Source organism: uncultured Parvibaculum sp. (assembly GCF_963975745.1).
GTDB lineage: Bacteria > Pseudomonadota > Alphaproteobacteria > Parvibaculales > Parvibaculaceae > Parvibaculum.
Genome location: NZ_CAXBIB010000001.1, coordinates 13,386 through 30,923, shown reverse-complemented (window position 1 = coordinate 30,923; position 17,538 = coordinate 13,386). Strand labels below are relative to the sequence as shown.

Below are 17,538 nucleotides of genomic sequence, written 5' to 3'. Positions count from 1 at the left end.
CGACCGTCGAACAACGCGCATTTGCTGCTCACCCTCCCCGATCCGTTCGCGGAGGTCCGTCCACGGGCCCTGAAAGTGGGCCACCACGGGCAGCGCAACACTGGTGCACAGGGCTCCTGAATGACATTTGACGAACTCGGCCTCACGCCTGAGGTCCTGAAAGCCGTAGCCGAAACCGGCTACACAACGCCGACGCCGATCCAGGCAGAGGCCATTCCCCATGTACTGGCTGGCCGTGACGTGCTCGGCCTCGCGCAGACCGGTACCGGCAAGACTGCCTCCTTCACGCTTCCGATGATCGACAAGCTGTCGCGCGGTCGCGCCAAGGCGCGGATGCCGCGCTCGCTCATTCTCGAACCCACGCGCGAGCTTGCCGCGCAGGTTGCCGAGAACTTCGAGAAGTATGGCAAATACCACAAGCTCTCGATGGCGCTGCTGATTGGCGGCGTCTCCTTCGGGGACCAGGAAAAGAAACTCGATCGCGGCGTCGACGTACTGATCGCAACGCCAGGCCGTCTGCTCGACCATTGCGGTCGCGGCAAGGTGCTGCTGACCGGTGTACAGATTCTCGTCATCGACGAGGCCGACCGTATGCTCGACATGGGGTTCATCCCCGATATCGAGGAAATCTGCAAGAAGATCCCGTTCACACGCCAGACCTTGTTCTTTTCGGCCACCATGCCGCCGGAAATCCACCGGCTGACCGAGACTTTCCTGCACAACCCGGTCCGCGTCGAGGTGTCGAAGACATCGTCCACCAGCGCGACGATCAAGCAGGTTCTGGTCAAGACGACGCGCGACGGCAAGCGCGATCTTCTGCAAAAGATCATCGAGGACGAGAACGTCAAGAACGCCATCATCTTCTGCAATCGCAAGCGCGACGTCTCGACGCTCGAACGCGCGCTGTCGAAGAGCGGGTTGTCAGCCGGCGCCATTCACGGCGACCTCGACCAGGCAACGCGAACGCGGACTCTGGAAGGCTTCCGCAACGGGACGATCCGGCTTCTGGTCGCCAGCGACGTTGCCGCGCGCGGCCTCGACATTCCCGATGTCAGCCATGTCTTCAACTATGACGTTCCGAGCCATGCTGAAGACTATGTGCACCGCATCGGCCGCACCGGCCGCGCTGGCAAGGCCGGCACAGCCTATACGCTAGCGACCCGCGAAGATGGAAAATATCTGACGGCCATCGAAAAACTGATCGGCAATCCAATTCCTGGTCCGGACAGCGCGACGCCACAATCGGCGCCGGAGCTTCCCGGCGAGACACCGGCCGCGCCGGCAGCGGATACCGATGGGGACGCCTCCAAAGCAGAAGCGCCGGCCGAGAAACGAAGCCGTGGACGGCGCGGCGGGCGCGGGCGGAAGGACAAGGAAGCGGCGGCGAAGGCTGATACGCCTGCCTCGGATACCGAGGCCACGGCCGATGTACCTGCCATGGCAGATTCCTCCGCCGCCGAAACGCACATACCAGACCGCGAAGCACACCGGCGCGACGACGACAGACCGGCTCGGCGCGAGCGTGGTGGCCGCGGACGCGGCCGGGACGAGGATGACGGCCCGCGTGTCGTCGGCCTGGGCGACCACGTGCCTGCCTTCATGCTGCGTGCCGTCAAACTGCCGAAGAAAGGCAGCAAGGACAATGACGAGGAAATGGAAAGCGAAACCGAAGAGGCCTGATGGCCTGCCCTCGTGCTCCACAAAAAAGGGCGGCTCCAACGAGCCGCCCTTTTCGCTGGCCGATTTTCCAGCCTATTTCTTGATCTGCGATGCCAGCATCTTGCGCGTCTTGTCGCCGTAGGGCGGGCGGAACATTTCCGCGACCATCTTTGCCTTGGACTGCGTATACACCGCCTTGGCGTGGCTGAAGGTCCGGAAACCATCGATGCCGTGATAGGCGCCCATGCCCGACGGACCAACGCCACCGAAAGGCAGGTCCTCCATCGAAACATGCATGATGACGTCATTGACGGTCACGCCGCCCGACGTCGTGCGATCGAGCACCGTACGCTCCTCGCTCCGGTCGTCGCCGAAATAATACAGCCCCAGCGGACGGTCATGGGCATTGACGTAGCCCAGAACCTCATCGAGATGCTTGTAGGTCTTGACCGGGAGTACCGGGCCGAAGATCTCGTCCTGCATGACCTTCATGTCATCGGTCGGATTGAGCACCAGCGTCGGCGGAATCTTGTGGGCCTGCTGCTGGCTGAAATCCTCGTTGGCTGGATTGATTTCGACCAGCTTCGCACCCTTGTTCTTCGCATCCTCGATGTAGCCGTTGATACGGTCATAGTGGCGCTGGTTGATGATCGATGTGTAATCGGGATTGTCCTTCATGGTCGGAAACATCTTCGTCACCGACTTTTGGGCCGCCGTGACAAATTCATCGACACGGTTCTCGGGCACAAAGACATAATCCGGCGCGAGACAGATTTGCCCGGCATTGAGCGTCTTGCCCGTCATGATCTTGGCCGCAGTCTCGTCCATCTTTGCGGTCTTTGACACGATCACCGGCGATTTGCCACCGAGCTCCAGTGTCAGCGGCACCAGGTTCTCGGCGGCGGCGCGCATGACGTGATAGGCAATCGAGGTCGCGCCCGTGAAAAGCAGATGATCGAACGGCTGGCGGCTGAAGGCTTCGCCGACCGCCGGACCACCGGTGACAACGGCCACTTCGGTTTCGTCATAAGCCGAGCGCAGCATTCGTGCCATCAATTCCGATGTCGCCGGTGTGAATTCCGACGGCTTGATCATGGCGCGGTTGCCGGCGGCAAAAACGCCGGCCAGCGGCGTCCATGTCAGGTTCACCGGAAAATTCCAGGGGCTGATGATACCAACCGTGCCAAGCGGCTGGTACTCGACCCGTGCCCTGGCGCCAAGCAGCCCGAGCGGGAACTGTACCTTACGCTTTTCCGGCTTCATCCACTGACGCAGGTGTTTCTTTGCATGCTTCAGGGGGCCAATCGAACCCATGACGTCTGTCAGCAATGTCTGTTCGTGGCTGCGATGACCAAAATCCGAGGCCAGCGCCTCGGCAATTTCCTTTTGATTGTCAACGATCAGGGCAATGGCGCGGTCGATCCAGTCAATGCGCCGTTCGGCACTCGCCGGCCCCTCGTTGATGTGTGCCGATTTCTGACGGTCGAGAATCGCCCGGATCGAGGCGCCAATGGTTGCCGAGTCGGTTTCGTGGGTCGTTTGCTCCGCCAAGCTCATTTGAAATCCTCCTGATGCGCCGACCTTTTTCGGGCCTGTCCTGGGGGCGGCCCTTATTGCTCGCACTCTCCCGGGCCCTTCCAGCCCTTGCTGGATTCGCCCGCCGATTTTCCTGAAATATACAGAAGCCGGAGGCGTTTGAGAGCCCCCTACGGGCCCCCCATGGGCGGTTTCGGCCCGAACGCAGCGGACACATCAAAAAAATGGCGGTTTTCCGCACCGATTTACAGTGACGTAACCCAATTGACCTAGGTTTCCAAAGACAGAGGCAGTTGCGGAAGCGGCAAGTGGGGGACGGTGTTCGGTATGAACGGAGAAGAGATCGAGTTTGCCGCGGCATGGAGCGCGGAGGCCCTTCGGCTGATGGCGGAAAACGGGGTTCCCCCCTGTCCGGAGAACTATGCCATCTGGTTCCACTATGCCTCCGGCCGCACGCCCGATCTCAACAAGGAGATCGATGCCCGGATCGCCCGGCATGAACCCCTGGACATGAATGCGACGGCCGAACTGCGCGAGCGCCTCACGGGCGAAGGCAAGCTGGCCGACATGACGCTGGATACCGGTGCAAAACTGAACACCGAAGTCGACCGCATCCTGAAAATCATCGGGGAGACTGCGAGCAACTCGAGCACTTTCGGCCAGTCGGTCCGCGCCGCGAGCGAATCGCTGACCCACCAGTCGACGCCGAACGACGTGGCGCACGCCGTCGAAGCGATTATCGCAGCGTCGCGCAAGATGGAAGAGCGCAGCGCAGAGCTTGAGGAGACGCTGCACGCCACCAAAAGCGAACTCAACGACCTGCAACAGAATCTCGCGAAGGCGCACAGCGAGGCGCGTACCGATGCGCTGACCGGTGTCAACAACCGCAAGGCTTTCGATGAGGCGCTGGCCCGCGAAATGGCGGCGGCAAGCAGCAGTGGCCAGGCGCTCTGCCTTGTCATTGGCGATATCGACCATTTCAAGAAGTTCAACGATACATTCGGCCACCGAACGGGCGACCAGGTTTTGAAGCTCGTCGCCAACTGCCTCAAATCCGGCGCGCTGGAACAGCATTTCGTCGCGCGTTACGGCGGCGAGGAGTTCGCCATTGTCATGCCCGCCACCGAAATCGAGATGGCCGAGGCCATTGCCAACAAGATTCGGCAAACAGTGCAGGCACGTGAACTCGTCAAACGCTCCACGGGCGAGTCACTCGGACGGGTCACCATGTCGATGGGAATCGCCCTGTTGCGACCGGGCGAGACCAGCGCCGGCCTGATCGAGCGCGCGGACAATTGCCTCTATACGGCAAAGCATGCAGGCCGGAACTGTGTCATCACGGAGTTGCACGAAACCGGCATGCCGGAAGCCAAGGCCGGCTGAGCAAAAGTTCCATTCATTGACGCTACGGAAGATTGGGCCACACGGACGCCATCTCGCATGGCCTTCCGTCACAGGCGGCGCCCGACTATGCTGCCCCGGAAACGGCGGAATTCGCCAGAAATCCGGGAAGGCGCGTCACATGGAAACCATCACCCTCGAAATCGAAAACAGCATCGCCCTGCTGACGCTGAACCGGCCTGAGGTGTTGAACAGCATCAATACCCAGCTCATCGCCGATATGCGCGCCGCCGTGGCCGAGGTCGCGCAAAATCCCGATGCGCGGGTGCTTGTCGTGACCGGCTCCGGACGCGGCTTCTGAGCCGGTGCCGACCTGGCCGCGCAAGGCCAGCGCGAAGAAGGCATGACCATCGGCCAAGGGGTCGCCCATGGCATGACCGTCGGCTTCAATCCAATGATGCGCGAACTCTATGCTCTGCCCAAGCCGATCGTCGCGGCCGTCAATGGGGTGGCCGCCGGCGGCGGCGTCGGCCTCGCACTTGCGGCCGATATCGTCATCGCCTCGCATTCGGCGTCCTTCGTTCAGGTCTTCGGACCGCGGCTCGGCCTGATCCCCGATCTCGGCTGTACCTGGCACCTGCCGCGCCTTGTGGGGCGCGCCCGCGCGCTCGGTCTGGCACTGACGGGCGACAAGCTGCCCGCCGAAACAGCCGCCGAATGGGGCCTGATCTGGAAATGCGTCAAGGACACGGCGTTGATGGAAGAGGCGATGACAGTCGCCACCAAGCTTGCCAACGGGCCGACCAACGCTTTCGGCGAAATCCGCAAGGCGATCGATGCCGGCGCGCGCAACGGCTATGCCGAACAGCTCGACTATGAGCGCGACGTCCAGGGCGTGCTGGGCGACCACCCGAATTTCGCCGAGGGCGTCAAATCCTTCCTGACAAAGAAGGAACCGGCGTTCAAGGCCTGACAATAATCTTTCAGAATATCATCCTACCAAAACAGGGAGACGGACATGGAATTCGAGCGGGTCAAACTCGATGTCGAAGGCAATGTGGGCATCTTGACGCTCAATCACCCGGAAGTGATGAATGCCGTTTCGCCCGAGATGCTGGGCGGACTGATGAAGGCAATGGATGCCGTCGAAGATCCGAAGAACGGGATGCGGTGCCTCGTGATGACCGGTGAAGGTCGCGGCTTCTGCACCGGCGCCAACCTGCAGGGACGGGGCGACAACTCCGGCGCGCGGCCCGATGCCGGGTCTGCGCTCGAAACCATGTACCATCCCTTCCTACGACGTCTGCGCAACCTGCCGATGCCCTTTGTCACCGCCGTCAATGGTCCCGCCGCCGGCGTCGGCATGAGCTTCGCGTTGATGGGCGATCTCGTTCTTTGCGCACGCTCGTCCTACTTCCTCCAGGCGTTCCGGCGTATCGGCCTGGTGCCGGATGGCGGATCGACATGGATCCTGCCGCGTCTTGTCGGCAAGGCGCGGGCCATGGAGCTGTCGCTGCTGGGTGAAAAGCTGCCGGCCGAAACGGCACTGCAATGGGGCCTCGTCAACCGTGTGTTCGACGACGCGGAATTGATGGCCGAAGCGCGCAAGCTTGCAACCGACCTTGCCAACGGCCCCACCAAGGCGCTGGGCATGATCCGGCAGCTTTACTGGGAGAGCACCGACAACACCTATGAAGAGCAGCTCAATCTCGAGCGTCAGCTTCAGCGGACAGCGGGCAATGGCGACGATTTCAAGGAAGGCGTGCGTGCCTTTCTCGAGAAGCGACCGGCGCAATTCAAGGGCAACTAAGCAGCCCGATCAGCCAATGATGCAGCTTGCCAACAGGGCCAGGAACATCACGGCGATAAAGAAGATCATGTGAGGCATGGCCGCGCGTCCTATTTCTTCGGGCGCGCGGCCTTTTTGCGCGCGGCTTTTGCCTTCGGCCCCGTGGATTTCGCGGCCAGCGCCGCGTCAAGCGACTTGCGCGCCCAGACGATCAATTCGTCCGGTTCATCATAGAGCCTCTCCGGCAATTCATAATACGACATGGCGACAGGTCTGCCGGATGGCGGCGCATAGACAAAGGGGCTGCATTCCTCAGCCTCGAAATCGGCTCGATTGCGATCGTCGACCTTGAAGAAAAGCGTTTCAGCCACGATCAGGGCGAACATCAGGTCGTCCAGATAGACCCCGGCCCCACCGAACATGTTGCGAATCCGCACCGGGCCCAGTGGAACAAGCTGTTCGACGATGTATTCCCTGTATTCGCTGCTGACGGCCATGACGATCAGACGGTGGCAGGAACAATGGTCACGCTCTCGCCACAGCCGCAGGCGTCCGTCTGGTTCGGATTGTTGAAGCGGAAGCCTGAGGCAAACTTGTCCACCTGATAATCCATTTCCGTGCCGAGCAGGAACAGGATCGCCTTCGGGTCGATCAGGATTCTGACGCCCTTGTCCTCCACGACCTCGTCGAGCGGACTGGCGGCTTCCGCATACTCCATCGTGTATTCCATGCCCGCGCAACCGCCATTTTTCACGCCGATCCGAACACCGATGTACTTTCCGTCTGACTCCGCCATGATCTCCTTCATGCGCGCAGCAGCGGCTTCGGTCAACGTGATCGCCTTGGGCATCTGCCTCGCCATCGTCGCCTCCATCAGAACATGTTCAGCGCGACGCGCGCTTCGTCGGACATACGGCTCGGGTCCCATGGCGGGTCGAAGGTCATGTTGACGCGCACATCGGCAATTCCCTCGACAGTGCGCACGGCATCCTCGACCATGATCGGCATGGTCCCTGCAACCGGACATCCCGGCGCCGTCAGTGTCATATCGATGACGACATCGCGATCGTCAGAGATGTCAACCTTGTAGATCAATCCGAGCTCGTAGACATCGACCGGAATCTCGGGATCGTATACTGTCTTCAACGCCGCAATGATATCGTCGGTGATCTGATCGATCTCATCCTGCGGAATCACCGATGCACGCGGCGCCTCGTTTGCACCTGTGGCGGGCTCATCCGGCTTCTCGATCATATTTGTGTCTTCGGCCATGACCCGCCTACCCAAAGAATTTCTTGCTATCGATCAAGGCATCGACCAATCGATCGACCTCCTCGAGCGTATTGTACATCGCGAAGGACGCACGCGTCGTTGCGCCGACGCCGAAGCGTTCCATCACCGGCTGGGCGCAATGATGCCCGGCACGAACCGCAACACCCGCACGGTCGATCACCGTCGCGATATCATGCGGATGGGCATTGTCCATCACGAAAGAGACGATACTGCCCTTTGTCTTCGTCGTGCCGACGATGCGCAGGCCGTTGATCTCGGAGAGCCGCCGCGTCGCATAGTCGCGCAGCTTGAGTTCATGGACGAGGATGCGTTCCCGGCCGACAGTCTCGATATAGGTAAGCGCCGCGCCCAGGCCAATGGCCTGCACGATAGCCGGCGTTCCCGCCTCGAAGCGGTGCGGTGGCGCGGCATAGCTTACATTATCGAGTGTCACCTCGCGGATCATCTCGCCACCGCCGCGATAGGGACGCATTCGCTTCAGGTGCCCGGCCTTTGCGTAAAGAAGGCCGATGCCCGTCGGGCCATAGAGCTTGTGGCCAGAGCAGACGAGGAAATCGCAATCCATCTCGCGCACATCGGTGGGTATATGGACGACGCTCTGGCACCCGTCGACAAGCACGGGAACGCCGTGCTCACGCGCCGTGCGGATCATGTCCTTGATCGGTGTGATGGTGCCAAGCGCATTCGACATATGCGTCATTGCCACCATTTTCGTGCGCGGGGAGAAAAGTGCGCGATAGGCGTCGATGTCGAGCGAACCGTCGTCCAACGCGGGCACGAATTTCAGCACCGCGCCATGCCGTTCCCGCAGGAAATGCCAGGGTACAATATTGGAGTGATGTTCCAGCACCGAGAGAATGATCTCGTCGCCCGGCCCGATCATCGGTTCGGAGAATGAGGACGCCACGAGATTGATCGCGTCAGTTGCACCGGAAGTGAAGACGATCTCGTCGGTCGAGCCGGCATTGAGGAAGGCGCGCGCCGTCTCCCGCGCCTGCTCGAATTTCTCCGTTGCGGCATTGGAGAGATAGTGCATGCCGCGATGGACATTTGAATACTCATGGCCGTAAGCCTCTGCAATCGCGTCGATCACCGCTTGCGGCTTCTGTGCCGACGCAGCGTTGTCGAGATAGACCAGCGGCTTGTCATAGACCTCGCGTGCAAGAAGCGGGAAATCGGACCGGATGCTTGCGACATCGTAGATATCGGATTCGAGAGCGGGACTGTTCATCTTCCTCCCTCCCCGCCGGCAAACCAGCCGACGGCCAGATCCTTCAACGCCTCGCGCGCCGCTTCATGTGGCACGAGATCAAGCGCTTCGTCGAGAAATGCCGACACGAGAAGCTGGCGCGCGCGCGCTTCGGGAATGCCACGTGAGCGCAGATAGAAGATCGCGTCACGCGAGAGCTCACCCACCGTCGAACCATGGGCGCATTGAACGTCATCGGCGTAAATCTCAAGCTCGGGCTTGGCATTCATCGCCGCATCGCGCGAGAGCAGCAGCGCATGCGTCATCTGCCGACCATCCGTCTTCTGAGCGCCGGGCCGGACAATCACCTTGCCCTGGAAGACGCCCTCGGATGCGCCGTCCAGCACCCCCTTGAAGAGCGTTTGGCTGGTACAGCCCGGTACCGCGTGATCGATAACGCAAAACTGATCGGCATGCTGCCTCGATTTCAGTGCATAGGCACCGTTGACATGCGCTTGCGCGCCCTCTCCCTCAAAACGAATGAAATTCTGGGTGCGCGACACGCCGCAGCCGAGCGTAAAGGTGAAATTCGACAGACGGGATCTTTCCGACAAATGCGCACGCAGCGTCGCCATGTGAATGGCGCCTGGAGCCTCATCCTGCAGCTTCACATGCGACAGCCCCGCGGCGGCACCAAGCGAGATGTCGGTCACAATATCGGCAAAGGCCGTGGCTGTGCCGACATGGCTCTCGAAAATCGTCGCTTCGGCTCCCTCGTCCAGCCGGATCAGGTTGCGGGTGTGGGATGCGCCATCATCGGCCGACAGGAAGACCAGATGCAACGGCTTGTCGAGCCGGACGCCCTTGCGGATGCGCAACGCCACACCGTCCTGCATCAGCGCCGTGTTGAGATCGACAATATCCTCGGACTGGCGCGCCGCATCAAGGCGGCGTTCAACGAGATCCTTTGCCCATTGTTCAGGGAGAACTTCCACCAGCGGATGAAGCACCACACCCTTGGGCAGACGTACGGCTCTCGACATGTCGGCGCGATGACGCCCGTTGACGAAGACCAGCACGTGTCGATCGATCGACGCGAAGGCCGAGGCCACCGCGGTATCGGGCAGGACAACCGCCCCACCGTGCACCGGGCTCGCTGCAACTCCGGCCTTTTCCAATGCCTGGCGCAAATCGGTGTATTTCCACTCTTCCAGCCGGCGATGCGGCAAACCGGCCTCGGCGAACGACGCCCGCGCCGCTTCCCGCTGGCGCGCCAGCCACGTATCAGCGCCCGGAAGCGTGCTGCGCTCCCGTTCATAGGTATCGATGAATATCTGTGCGGCGCGGTCGTTCATCTCTTCCTCATGCCGCATCGGCGCCGTAGGCGGCATAGCCGGTCTTCTCCAGCTCGTGCGCCAGATCCTTTCCACCGGTCTTCACGATGCGGCCGCCGGAGAGAACATGGACCATGTCGGGCACGATATAGTCGAGAAGCCGCTGATAATGCGTGATGACCAGCATGGCCCGCTCGGGACTCCTGAGCGCATTGACACCGGCCGCAACCGTTTTCAGCGCATCGATGTCGAGACCGGAATCGGTCTCGTCGAGCACCGCCAATGCCGGCTCGAGGAGCGCCATCTGAAGGACTTCGGCGCGCTTCTTTTCGCCGCCCGAAAAGCCAACATTCAATGCCCGTCTGAGCATATCGTCCGAAACATTCAGCGGTTTGGCCTTCTCTCGCACAAGCTTCAGGAAACGCACCGCATCAAGTTCGTCTTCTCCGCGCGCCTTGCGCTGTGCATTCAGCGCCGTCTTCAGAAAGGTCATCGTTGTAACGCCGGGAATCTCGATCGGATACTGGAAAGCCAGAAAGAGACCAGCCGCGGCACGTTCGTCGACATTCATTGCCGTCAGGTCCTGCCCCCTGAAGCGGACCGCTCCTTCCGTTATCTCGTAACCTTCACGACCCGCGAGCGCATAGGACAGCGTCGACTTGCCGGAACCATTCGGCCCCATGATCGCGTGGACTTCACCTGCACGGATATGCAGATCGATCCCTTTCAGGATTTCCTTGCCGTCCACCTTCACATGCAGATTTTCGATCTCGAGCATATTTCTACTTTCACATTTCCGCGTCAGCCGACGCTGCCTTCGAGGCTGATACCGACCAGTTTCTGAGCCTCCACAGCGAACTCCATGGGCAATTGCTGCAGCACGTCGCGGCAGAAGCCGTTGACGATCAGGGCCACAGCCTCTTCTTCGCCGATACCGCGTTGCATGCAATAAAACAGCTGATCGTCGCTGATTTTCGAGGTTGTCGCCTCATGCTCCAGAACGGCCGTCGGGTTCTTCGTCTCGATATAGGGCACCGTGTGCGCCGAACAACGGTCGCCGATCAGCAGGCTGTCACATTGCGTGAAATTGCGGACATTTTCGGCCTTGCGATGCACACTGACAAGACCGCGATACGTGTTGGACGAGCGGCCAGCCGAAATCCCCTTCGAGATGATCCGGCTCGAGGTGTTGCGACCGAGATGGATCATCTTGGTGCCGCTGTCGACTTGCTGGCGCCCGTTCGAGATCGCGATCGAGTAGAATTCTCCGCGCGAATTGTCGCCCCGCAGAATGCAGCTCGGGTATTTCCAGGTTATGGCGGAACCCGTTTCAACCTGGGTCCATGAAATCTTCGAATTCACGCCACGGCAGTCGCCACGCTTGGTCACAAAATTATAGATGCCGCCCTTTCCGTCCTCGTCACCCGGATACCAGTTCTGGACGGTCGAGTACTTGATTTCGGCATCGTCGAGCGCAACCAGCTCGACAACGGCTGCGTGGAGCTGGTTCTCGTCGCGCTGCGGTGCCGTGCAACCCTCGAGATAGCTCACGTAAGAGCCCTTCTCTGCAATAATCAATGTCCGTTCGAACTGTCCGGTCTGCTTTTCGTTGATGCGGAAATAGGTCGACAACTCCATCGGACAGCGGACGCCTTCGGGAATGTAGACGAAAGACCCCTCCGAAAAGACTGCCGAGTTGAGCGTCGCATAGAAATTGTCCGACGTCGGCACGACGGAACCGAGATATTTCTTCACCAGCTCGGGATGATCGCGCACCGCCTCGGACATCGGGCAGAAGATGACTCCGACTTCACGCAGTTTCTCCTTGAAAGTGGTCACGACAGACACGCTGTCGAACACTGCATCGACTGCAACGCCGGCCAGCATCTTCTGTTCGGTCAGCGGGATGCCGAGTTTCTTGTAGGTTTCGAGAAGCTTCGGATCGACCTCGTCGAGACTGTTCAGCTTCGCCGACTGTTTTGGCGCCGCATAGTAATAGGCATCCTGAAAGTCGATCGGCGGATAGCTGACCTTCGCCCATTTGGGTTCGTCCATGGTCAGCCAGCGACGGAAAGCAGAGAGGCGCCATTCGAGCAGCCAGTCGGGCTCGTTCTTTTTCGCCGATATGAACCGCACCGTCTCTTCCGTCAGGCCGAGCGGGGCCTTGTCCGATTCAATGTCGGTGGTGAAGCCGTATTTGTATTTCTCGACTTCGCCAACCGTCTTGACGGTTTCTCTCACGGCAACCATGTCAACTCTCCACAGCCGCGAACCGGGCGATCGACGCCCCATCCACGTTCACAAGTTCCGATGTTGCCAGACGCCGGCGCCGATGAGCACGCAGCCAGCTATCGACGAAACGGTCGATGTCGTCCGGTTCGCTTGACCAGCCGAGGCTGACACGAACCGCGCCGCGCGCCAGAGCAGGTTCGACGCCCATCGCTTCCAGCACACGTGGACGCCCAACCTTGCCGGATGAGCAGGCGGCGCCTGCGCTGACGGCAACACCATCGAGATCAAGCGCCATCAGCAGTGTCTCAGCGTCAAGTCCTGGCGCAGCGATGTAGCTCGTATTGGGCAGGCGCTCGGCCCCTTGTCCAAAGAACACCACATCGGGCACCGCGACGGCCAATCGCGCTTCCATCCGATCGCGCAAGGGCGTCAATCCGGCAAACGCATCCATGCTTTCCAGCGCGGCGCGCGCCGCCGCACCGAAACCCGCAATACCCGAGACGTTCTCGCTGCCGGCACGCCGGCGCATTTCCTGGCCGCCACCGACCGCTTCGGCCGCGAAGGGCAATCCTTCACGAACGACCATCGCACCAACGCCCAGCGGCGCGCCGAGCTTGTGGCCGCCCAGCACCATCATATCCGCGCCCAGGCTGGAAAAATCGAGCGGAACCTTGCCGGCGGCCTGAACCGCGTCGCAAAGCAGCAGACCGCCAGCCTTGTGCGCAAGCGCTGCAGCTTCCGCCACCGGCTGAAGGACGCCAGTCTCATTGTTGGCATGCATCACGGCGACCAGTGTAGGCTTTTCCGACGCGGCCAGAAGCGAGGCAAGCGCAGCAAGATCAAGCCGGCCCTTGCCGTCGACCGGTGCGATCTCGACGTCCAGTCCCGACGCCTCGGCCGGGGCCAGCACCGCATCATGTTCGATCGCCGAAACAATCAGACGCTCAATGGCCTGACCGGTCCTGGCCGCATGGAACGCAAGACGTGCGGCCTCCGTGCCGCCACTGGTGAAGACGATTTCGGCCGGCTTTGCGCCCACGAGCAGGGCGACATCGCGCCGTGCCTCCTCGATCAATCTGCGCGCCATTCGCCCTTCGGCATGAACAGACGATGGATTGCCCGTAACATCCAACGCACGTAGTACCGCCGCACGCGCCTCCGGGCGCAGCGGCGACGTTGCATTGTGGTCGAGATAGGCACGCTTCATCGTCATCGCGTGGCGAGGCTCCCATTCATGGACTTGGTTTTCGGTCAGTCGGCGGCGTTGGCAATGCTGGCCGATTTGCGGCGCGCGTCCGGAACGACAATCTGACGTTCCGCAACGCGACCGTCGATGACATCGCCAAGCGACACAGATCCCAGATAGAACTGAATCTGGTGACTGAGACCTTCCCATAAATCATGCGTGATACAGCGGCCCGATGACGGCAGACAGCCCTTGGGCGATCCCAGCTCGCAGCGGGTTGCCTTGATCGGCTCGTCGACCGCCAGGATGACGTCGGAAATCCGGATATCGTCGGCAGCCCGCGACAGCAGGTACCCGCCGCCCGGTCCCCGAACGCTCTTCACGAGATCGCCGCGGCGCAATTTGGCAAACAGCTGTTCCAGATAGGACAGCGAAATTTCCTGCCGGTCGGCGATCTCAGCCAGTGCGACCGGGCTGCCGTCGGAATGCCGCGCCAGGTCGGCCATGGCCATCACGGCATAGCGCCCCTTGGTTGTGAGCTTCACGGCCAACTCCTTCGTATGGCGGGCAAAGGGCGGTCAAAAGCTTGCACAACCGGCCATTGCCTGTGTTAAGAACATCCGCCCCGGAGCACCTGAGACTGCGCCAGCGATAGATCATGACGCGGGCGGCATCTAAGGATCGGCGGGGCGCCCAGCGCAAGGCTCTATTATTTCCGAGCGCTGTAGTCAACTATCTAGCACCCTGCGACGGATTTTCCAGAGGTTTTGACGAAATACGGGAAAATATCTCCTTGTCCAATGGTGGGAGATTACCCGTTCGACACCTCGCCGGCCGCATAGCCCGAGACAGACCCAGATATGCCTGAAGTGATTTTCAATGGTCCGGCCGGCCGGATCGAGGGCCGCTACCACCACAGCAGAAAGGCCAATTCGCCGGTCGCGCTGGTATTGCACCCGCATCCGCAATTCGGCGGAACCATGAACAATCCCGTCACCTATGCCCTTTATCAGGCCTTTGTGAACCGGGGTTTTTCGGTGCTGCGGTTCAACTTCCGCGGGGTCGGACGAAGCCAGGGTGCCTTCGATTCCGGTATTGGCGAGCTGTCGGACGCCGCATCGGCCCTCGACTGGCTGCAGTCCCAGAATCCGGATGCGGCGCAGTGCTGGATCGGCGGTTTTTCCTTTGGCGCCTGGATCGCGATGCAGGTCCTGATGCGTCGTCCTGAGATCGAGGGTTTCATCTCCGTCGCGCCGCTCGCCAATATGTATGACTTTTCCTTCCTGGCACCCTGCCCCTCGTCGGGCATCATTATCAATGGCAGCGCCGATCAGGTCGCGCCGCCGGCCGATGTACTGAAGCTGGTCGAACGGCTGAAGACGCAAAAAGGTATTACCATCGAACATGCATCGGTGGAGGGCGCCAACCACTTCTTCGAATCGCATCTCGAACCGCTGGCCAATACGATCGGTGCCTATCTCGACAAACGGCTGGCCGCAGCTCCCGAAAAGGCCTGAACGTCACCCTTCCAGGGTCTTGCCTGCCCGATGGAGTGTGCCGCCAGGCATTGGCTCGGGTACGCCAGTCGTCGTCGGCAGACTCAGCGGCAGGCCGCGCAGCGAGCGGACGGCCAGATAGGCAAAGGCCTCTGCCTCGACATCGTCTCCCCGCCAGCCGAGATCCTCGGCTGGGAGGACACCGCCCTGCAACCGACGTCTCAACATCGCCATCAGAACCGGGTTATGGCGTCCGCCCCCGCATATGACGAAGCGCGACGGAATGCCGGGGACGTGGGCCAGACCGCGCGCGATCGACTCGACGGTAAAGGCCGTCAGCGTAGCGGCACCATCGGGCGGAGAGAGATGGCTTACGGCATCGGGAGAGAAAGAGAAGCGGTCGAGCGATTTGGGCGGCGGCGCATCGAAAAATTCATGCGACATCAGGCCTTCCAGAACCTCCATATCGACGTCGCCGCCCGCTGCCAGTGCGCCGTCCCTGTCGATCGGTTCGCCTGTATGCTCCAGTGCCCAATCGTCGATCAAGGCGTTGCCGGGGCCGGTATCAAAGGCCAGCAACGTGCCGTCGGGCGAGACATAAGTGACATTGCCGACACCGCCGATGTTGATGATGGCGACCGGTTCCACAATGCCCGTGCTGCCGACAAGCGCCCGATGATAGAGAGGCACCAATGGCGCGCCATGACCACCAGCAGCGACATCCGCGCTTCGGAAATCATTGACGACGTCTATGCCGGTCAGGCGCGCCAGGACATCACCGAGACCGATCTGGACTGTCCGTCGGCGTTCCGGCTGGTGCAGGACCGTCTGCCCGTGAAAGCCGATCACCGAGATGTCGGCCGGCCTCAACCCGGCTTCCGCCAGCAGCGCCCGCACCGCCAGCGCATTGGCCAGCGTCAAATGACGCTCGGCCTCGGCCACCTCTTCCGGCACCGGATCGTCCGGCTCCCAACTTTTCGCCGCCTCGAGCGCCATGCGCAACAGCAACCGCTCTTCCGGCTTGTAGGGGACGACCATCGACGCGCCGGGCCGCACAGCCCCTTCGCCATCGGTTTCGATGATGGCGACGTCGATGCCATCGAGCGAAGTGCCGCTCATCAGTCCCAAAGCGCGGATCACGGGTGTTTGTCCATTTTTCCCTCGGCCAAAGCGTGATACACCAGCCGCGTTTCCAAGCATATCCGAAACCCGAGCCGACCATGACCAGATTCAAGTCCGACTTCCTGCGCGAGCTTTCCGTCCGCGGGTTCATCCACCAGACCTCCGACGATGCAGGCCTCGATGAGCGTCTGCTGGAAGGGCTGTTGACGGGCTATATCGGCTTCGATGCGACGGCGCCGAGCCTCCACGCCGGCAGCCTGGTCCAGATCATGCTGCTGCGCTGGCTGCAGAAGGCCGGCCACAAGCCGATCGCACTGATGGGCGGCGGTACAACGCGGATCGGCGACCCGAGCTTTCGCGACGAAGCGCGCCCCCTGCTGACCGACGAAATGATCGACGCGAATCTCGACGGCATCAAGACCGTATTCTCGAAGTTCCTGACATTCGGCGCCGGCAAGACCGATGCCATCATGGTCAACAACCGCGACTGGCTCGATGATCTCAAATATATCGACTTCCTGCGCGACTATGGCCGCCATTTCTCCGTCAATCGGATGTTGTCCTTCGAGAGCGTGAAGATCCGGCTTGAGCGGGAACAGAACCTGTCGTTCCTCGAATTCAACTACATGATCCTTCAAGCCTATGATTTCGTGGAGCTTAACCGCAAATATGGCTGCACGCTGCAATTGGGCGGCTCCGACCAGTGGGGCAACATCGTCAACGGGATCGAACTCGGTCGCCGCACCGACGGTACACAGCTCTACGGGTTGACCAGTCCGCTGCTCACGACCTCGTCGGGCGCCAAGATGGGCAAGACGGCATCGGGCGCGGTGTGGCTCAATGCCGACATGCTCTCGCCCTATGGCTACTGGCAATACTGGCGCAATACCGAGGACGCCGATGTCGGTCGCTTCCTGCGGCTGTTCACCGAATTGCCGATTGAAGAGATTGAGCGCCTGGAAAAACTGCAGGGCTCGGAACTCAACGAGGCAAAGAAGATACTCGCCACCGAGGCGACTGCAATGGCACATGGCCGTGCCCAATCCGGGAAGGCGGCCGAGGCGGCCCGCACGGCCTTCGAGGAAGGTGCGATCAGCGCCGACCTGCCGACCGTCGAGATCGACGTCAATGCGCTCGATGTCGGACATGGGCTCCTCAATGCGCTCGTTCAGGCCGGACTGGTTGCCTCGACCAGCGAAGCCCGACGTCAGATCAAGGGCGGTGCTGTGCGTGTCAACGACGCCCAGGTCGGCGACGAGAAAATGGTCCTGGTCCGGCAGAATCTGACGCCCGAGGGTGTCGTCAAGCTTTCGCTCGGCAAGAAGAAGCATGTGCTGCTGAAGCCGCGGGCCTGAACTACA

The 17,538-nt window shown here is 61.1% G+C and carries 16 protein-coding genes and 1 pseudogene; 6 read left to right on the top strand and 11 right to left on the bottom strand.

All coding sequences use genetic code 11. The annotated features are described in order from the left end of the window. Positions 1-120 precede the first annotated feature (120 nt). The gene (locus AAC071_RS00145; protein WP_339828533.1) at positions 121-1,680 is read left to right on the top strand and encodes a DEAD/DEAH box helicase; all 1,560 of its coding nucleotides are present in this window, start codon (positions 121-123) and stop codon (positions 1,678-1,680) included. Between the two features lie 72 nt (positions 1,681-1,752). Here the strand turns inward: AAC071_RS00145 and AAC071_RS00140 are convergent, their stop codons facing one another. After that, the gene (locus tag AAC071_RS00140; protein WP_339828530.1) at positions 1,753-3,216 is read right to left on the bottom strand and encodes a coniferyl aldehyde dehydrogenase; all 1,464 of its coding nucleotides are present in this window, start codon (positions 3,214-3,216) and stop codon (positions 1,753-1,755) included. A gap of 306 nt (positions 3,217-3,522) precedes the next feature. Between AAC071_RS00140 and AAC071_RS00135 the strand changes: the two genes are divergently transcribed. The 3 genes and pseudogenes from AAC071_RS00135 to AAC071_RS00125 all read left to right on the top strand — a co-directional run bounded on the left by AAC071_RS00135 (position 3,523) and on the right by AAC071_RS00125 (position 6,346). Then, a complete protein-coding gene (locus AAC071_RS00135; RefSeq protein WP_339828527.1) occupies positions 3,523-4,578 on the top strand; it encodes a GGDEF domain-containing protein in 1,056 nt (351 codons plus the stop codon). Beyond that, positions 4,511-5,509, top strand: a pseudogene (locus AAC071_RS00130) (enoyl-CoA hydratase-related protein). The gene AAC071_RS00135 and the pseudogene AAC071_RS00130 overlap by 68 nt, the downstream one beginning before the upstream one ends. A 45-nt stretch (positions 5,510-5,554) precedes the next feature. Beyond that, on the top strand, positions 5,555-6,346 hold the full coding sequence (locus tag AAC071_RS00125; RefSeq protein ID WP_339828524.1) for an enoyl-CoA hydratase/isomerase: 792 nt from the start codon (positions 5,555-5,557) through the stop codon (positions 6,344-6,346). Positions 6,347-6,435: 89 nt separating this feature from the next. Here AAC071_RS00125 and AAC071_RS00120 read toward each other — a convergent pair whose 3' ends face one another. Genes AAC071_RS00120 through AAC071_RS00080 form a run of 9 tightly spaced genes read right to left on the bottom strand, consistent with a single transcriptional unit; the run spans position 6,436 to position 14,104 of the window. Next, positions 6,436-6,822, bottom strand: a complete 387-nt coding sequence (locus AAC071_RS00120) for a TfoX/Sxy family protein (protein WP_339828521.1) — start codon at positions 6,820-6,822, stop codon at positions 6,436-6,438. A 5-nt stretch (positions 6,823-6,827) separates the two neighbouring features. Next, positions 6,828-7,187, bottom strand: coding sequence for an iron-sulfur cluster assembly accessory protein (locus AAC071_RS00115; protein WP_339828518.1), 360 nt, complete (start codon positions 7,185-7,187; stop codon positions 6,828-6,830). 11 nt (positions 7,188-7,198) lie between these two features. Next, a complete protein-coding gene (locus tag AAC071_RS00110; protein ID WP_339829230.1) occupies positions 7,199-7,579 on the bottom strand; it encodes an SUF system Fe-S cluster assembly protein in 381 nt (126 codons plus the stop codon). A 25-nt stretch (positions 7,580-7,604) separates the two neighbouring features. Further along, entirely contained in the window at positions 7,605-8,849 is a 1,245-nt protein-coding gene (locus tag AAC071_RS00105) for a cysteine desulfurase (protein WP_339828515.1), read from the bottom strand. After that, positions 8,846-10,198: a Fe-S cluster assembly protein SufD gene (sufD, locus tag AAC071_RS00100; protein WP_339828512.1), complete on the bottom strand. Its 1,353-nt coding sequence runs from the start codon at positions 10,196-10,198 to the stop codon at positions 8,846-8,848. The genes AAC071_RS00105 and sufD overlap by 4 nt, the downstream gene beginning before the upstream one ends. Beyond that, on the bottom strand, positions 10,170-10,919 hold the full coding sequence (gene sufC / locus AAC071_RS00095; RefSeq protein WP_339828510.1) for a Fe-S cluster assembly ATPase SufC: 750 nt from the start codon (positions 10,917-10,919) through the stop codon (positions 10,170-10,172). Before sufC ends, sufD begins: the two co-directional genes overlap by 29 nt. Positions 10,920-10,942: 23 nt before the next feature. After that, entirely contained in the window at positions 10,943-12,391 is a 1,449-nt protein-coding gene (sufB, locus tag AAC071_RS00090; protein WP_339828507.1) for a Fe-S cluster assembly protein SufB, read from the bottom strand. 1 nt (position 12,392) lies between these two features. Continuing rightward, complete coding sequence (locus AAC071_RS00085; protein ID WP_339828504.1) at positions 12,393-13,586, bottom strand: cysteine desulfurase family protein; 1,194 nt, start codon at positions 13,584-13,586, stop codon at positions 12,393-12,395. Between the two features lie 38 nt (positions 13,587-13,624). Then, positions 13,625-14,104, bottom strand: a complete 480-nt coding sequence (locus tag AAC071_RS00080) for an Rrf2 family transcriptional regulator (RefSeq protein ID WP_339828501.1) — start codon at positions 14,102-14,104, stop codon at positions 13,625-13,627. Positions 14,105-14,419: 315 nt separating this feature from the next. On the opposite strand from AAC071_RS00080, the gene AAC071_RS00075 reads away from it, so the two are divergent. Then, complete coding sequence (locus AAC071_RS00075) at positions 14,420-15,076, top strand: alpha/beta hydrolase (protein ID WP_339828497.1); 657 nt, start codon at positions 14,420-14,422, stop codon at positions 15,074-15,076. A gap of 3 nt (positions 15,077-15,079) precedes the next feature. On the opposite strand, the gene AAC071_RS00070 is transcribed toward AAC071_RS00075, so the two are convergent. Next, positions 15,080-16,195 carry an anhydro-N-acetylmuramic acid kinase gene (locus AAC071_RS00070; RefSeq protein WP_339828494.1) on the bottom strand — a complete coding sequence of 372 codons (1,116 nt, stop codon included), beginning with the start codon at positions 16,193-16,195 and terminating at the stop codon, positions 15,080-15,082. 80 nt (positions 16,196-16,275) lie between these two features. Between AAC071_RS00070 and tyrS the strand changes: the two genes are divergently transcribed. After that, entirely contained in the window at positions 16,276-17,532 is a 1,257-nt protein-coding gene (gene tyrS / locus AAC071_RS00065; protein ID WP_339828492.1) for a tyrosine--tRNA ligase, read from the top strand. Positions 17,533-17,538 lie beyond the last annotated feature (6 nt).

Coding starts and splice junctions, on each gene's coding strand:
- AAC071_RS00110 (WP_339829230.1), bottom strand. CDS start 7,579: ATGATCGAGAAGCCGGATGAGCCCGCCACAGGTGCAAACGAGGCGCCG.
- sufB (WP_339828507.1), bottom strand. CDS start 12,391: ATGGTTGCCGTGAGAGAAACCGTCAAGACGGTTGGCGAAGTCGAGAAA.
- AAC071_RS00145 (WP_339828533.1), top strand. CDS start 121: ATGACATTTGACGAACTCGGCCTCACGCCTGAGGTCCTGAAAGCCGTA.
- AAC071_RS00125 (WP_339828524.1), top strand. CDS start 5,555: ATGGAATTCGAGCGGGTCAAACTCGATGTCGAAGGCAATGTGGGCATC.
- sufD (WP_339828512.1), bottom strand. CDS start 10,198: ATGCCGCCTACGGCGCCGATGCGGCATGAGGAAGAGATGAACGACCGC.
- sufC (WP_339828510.1), bottom strand. CDS start 10,919: ATGCTCGAGATCGAAAATCTGCATGTGAAGGTGGACGGCAAGGAAATC.
- AAC071_RS00105 (WP_339828515.1), bottom strand. CDS start 8,849: ATGAACAGTCCCGCTCTCGAATCCGATATCTACGATGTCGCAAGCATC.
- AAC071_RS00140 (WP_339828530.1), bottom strand. CDS start 3,216: ATGAGCTTGGCGGAGCAAACGACCCACGAAACCGACTCGGCAACCATT.
- AAC071_RS00115 (WP_339828518.1), bottom strand. CDS start 7,187: ATGGCGAGGCAGATGCCCAAGGCGATCACGTTGACCGAAGCCGCTGCT.
- AAC071_RS00120 (WP_339828521.1), bottom strand. CDS start 6,822: ATGGCCGTCAGCAGCGAATACAGGGAATACATCGTCGAACAGCTTGTT.
- AAC071_RS00075 (WP_339828497.1), top strand. CDS start 14,420: ATGCCTGAAGTGATTTTCAATGGTCCGGCCGGCCGGATCGAGGGCCGC.
- AAC071_RS00085 (WP_339828504.1), bottom strand. CDS start 13,586: ATGACGATGAAGCGTGCCTATCTCGACCACAATGCAACGTCGCCGCTG.
- tyrS (WP_339828492.1), top strand. CDS start 16,276: ATGACCAGATTCAAGTCCGACTTCCTGCGCGAGCTTTCCGTCCGCGGG.
- AAC071_RS00135 (WP_339828527.1), top strand. CDS start 3,523: ATGAACGGAGAAGAGATCGAGTTTGCCGCGGCATGGAGCGCGGAGGCC.